Origin of the sequence: Micrococcus sp. HSID17227 (assembly GCF_003989405.1) — a bacterium.
GTDB classification, from domain to species: domain Bacteria; phylum Actinomycetota; class Actinomycetes; order Actinomycetales; family Micrococcaceae; genus Micrococcus; species Micrococcus luteus.
The window spans coordinates 1-2,332 of the sequence record NZ_RBLN01000284.1 but is presented as its reverse complement, the minus strand read 5'-3'; the positions used below and the strand labels follow the sequence as shown (position 1 = coordinate 2,332).

The following is a 2,332-nucleotide window of genomic DNA, read 5'->3' as shown; positions in this document are numbered from 1 at the left end:
CGGTGTTCCGCGTCCTCGGCGCGCACACGGACTCGCCCGGGTTCAAGCTCAAGCCGAACCCGGCCACCGTGACGGCCGACGGCTGGGTGCAGGCCGGCGTCGAGGTGTACGGGGGGCCGCTGCTGAACTCGTGGCTGGACCGCGAGCTGCGGTTCGCCGGCCGCCTCGCCCTCGACGACGGCACGCAGGTGCTCGCCGCGACCGGGCCCGTGGGGCGCATCCCGCAGCTGGCCATCCACCTGGACCGCGAGGTCAACGAGGGGCTGACGCTGAAGCGGCAGCGGCACACGAACCCCGTCGTGGGGGCGCTCGACCCGCGCGGCGAGGGCGCCGACGAGGCGGAGGCCGACGGTCTGGCCGCCCGCGTGCCCGGTGACGTGCTGACCGCGCTCGCGGCCGCCGCCGGTGTGGACCCGGCCGCGGTGCGCGGGCACGACGTCGTGGTGGCCGACGCCCAGGCGCCCGGACTCTTCGGGCTGGCGGGCGAGTTCTTCGCCTCGGGCCGGCTGGACAACCTGAGCTCGGTGCACGCGGGCCTCGTGGCGCTCGAGGAGCTGGCGCGCGAACACGGTGGCGCCGAGGGGGCGATCGCGTACGAGGGGACCGTCGCGGGCGGGGTGGCCGGTGAGGCGGCCGGCGCCCCGGTGATCCCGCTGCTCGCCGCGTTCGACCACGAGGAGCTGGGGTCGGCGTCGCGGTCCGGGGCGGCCGGCCCGCTGCTCGAGGAGGTCATGGGGCGCGTGCTCGAGGCGCTCGGCGTGGCCGGGCAGGGCCGGGCGCGGGCGATCGCGGGGTCCTGGCTGCTGTCCGCGGACGCCGGCCACCTGGTGCACCCGAACTACGCCGAGCGGCACGATCCCGTGAACCACCCGCGCGTGAACCACGGCCCGCTGCTGAAGATCAACGCCAACCAGCGCTACGCCACCGACGCGGGGGGAGAGGCCGCGTTCGCCCGTTGGTGCGGCGTGGCGGGGGTGCCGTTCCAGGAGTTCGTCTCCCACAACGACGTCCCCTGCGGCTCCACCATCGGCCCGATCTCGGCGACCCGCCTGGGCATCCGGACCGTGGACGTGGGCCTGGGCCTGCTGTCCATGCACTCGGCGCGCGAGATGTGCGGCGTGCGGGACGTGGAGCACCTGACGGCGGCCGTGCGGGAGTTCTTCCGCGGGGTGTGAGGCTGCGCGTGGGGGGCGCGAGCCAGAGATTTCTGCTCCTGGACGGGCGTGAGCCAGAGATTTCGGTCGTAGAAGCGGCCGGAAAACGACTGAATCATCTGGCTCGCGGACTCGACGCGCGGGAGGCGTCGGCGCGGGAGGCACCCGCGCGCGTGGACGCGGCGCCAGCGCCCCGCCAGCGCCCCTTCGTCGAACTGCTAGGATGGATCAGGTTGTCTGTGTGCCGCCGAAGAGCGCGGAGCATCACACGGACGACGAGCACAGAACCTCCTGCCGCGGAGAGACCGCGGCCGCAAGCCCAGAGGAGGTGGGTTCGCATGCGTGCTTATGAGCTGATGGTGCTGATCGACCCTGAGGTCGACGAGCGCACCGTGGAGCCGACCCTGAAGAAGTACCTCGAGGTCGTCACGAACGCCGGCGGCACCGTCGACAACATCGACGTGTGGGGTCGCCGCAAGACCGCCTACGAGATCCAGAAGAAGTCCGAGGCCATCTACGTGGTCGTCAACTTCCAGTCGGAGCCGGCCGCCACCCAGGAGCTGGACCGTCTGCTGAACCTCAACGAGACGATCCTGCGCACCAAGATCATCCGTCCGGAGGAGCAGAAGATCACCGCTGAGTGATCCTCGTACCGTGTCCGGAGGGTCTGAGAGCATCGGATCAGTCCCCGACGCCCCCACCGGAACCCCGCTGAGCAGTCCCGGATCCCCGGATCCGGTCACTGACCGGCAGAACCCCCGAAGACAGGAGTGACCATGGCAGGCGAGACCGTCATCACCGTGGTCGGCAACCTCACCGCCGACCCGGAGCTGCGCTTCACCCCGAACGGCGCGGCCGTCGCGAACTTCACCGTCGCGTCCACGCCCCGCACGTTCGACCGCCAGACCAACGAGTGGAAGGACGGCGAAGCGCTGTTCCTGCGCTGCTCGGTCTGGCGCGAGGCCGCGGAGAACGTGGCGGAGTCGCTGACCAAGGGCATGCGCGTGATCGTGCAGGGCCGCCTCAGGGCGCGCTCCTACGACGACCGGGACGGCAATCGTCGCACCAGCTGGGAGCTGGACGTGGACGAGGTCGGCCCGGCGCTGCGGTTCGCCACGGCCAAGGTCACCCGCGCCCAGCGCGGCGGTGGTGGCGGCGGTGGCTTCGGCGGCGGCCAA

General features: G+C 72.1%; 3 protein-coding genes. All 3 read left to right on the top strand.

Annotated features, from left to right (window positions below; all coding sequences use genetic code 11):
• Positions 1–1,175 (top strand): M18 family aminopeptidase (locus D8M29_RS10815; RefSeq protein WP_127445968.1); only part of this gene is annotated, 1,175 nt, incomplete at its 5' end.
• Between the two features lie 317 nt (positions 1,176–1,492).
• On the top strand, positions 1,493–1,798 hold the full coding sequence (gene rpsF / locus D8M29_RS10810) for a 30S ribosomal protein S6 (protein ID WP_002857790.1): 306 nt from the start codon (positions 1,493–1,495) through the stop codon (positions 1,796–1,798).
• A 132-nt stretch (positions 1,799–1,930) separates the two neighbouring features.
• A partial coding sequence (locus D8M29_RS10805) for a single-stranded DNA-binding protein (RefSeq protein ID WP_148111591.1) occupies positions 1,931–2,332 on the top strand: 402 nt, incomplete at its 3' end.

What these genes read in the sequence shown, in the direction of transcription:
- rpsF (WP_002857790.1), top strand. Translation starts at nt 1,493, where the DNA reads ATGCGTGCTTATGAGCTGATGGTGCTGATCGACCCTGAGGTCGACGAG.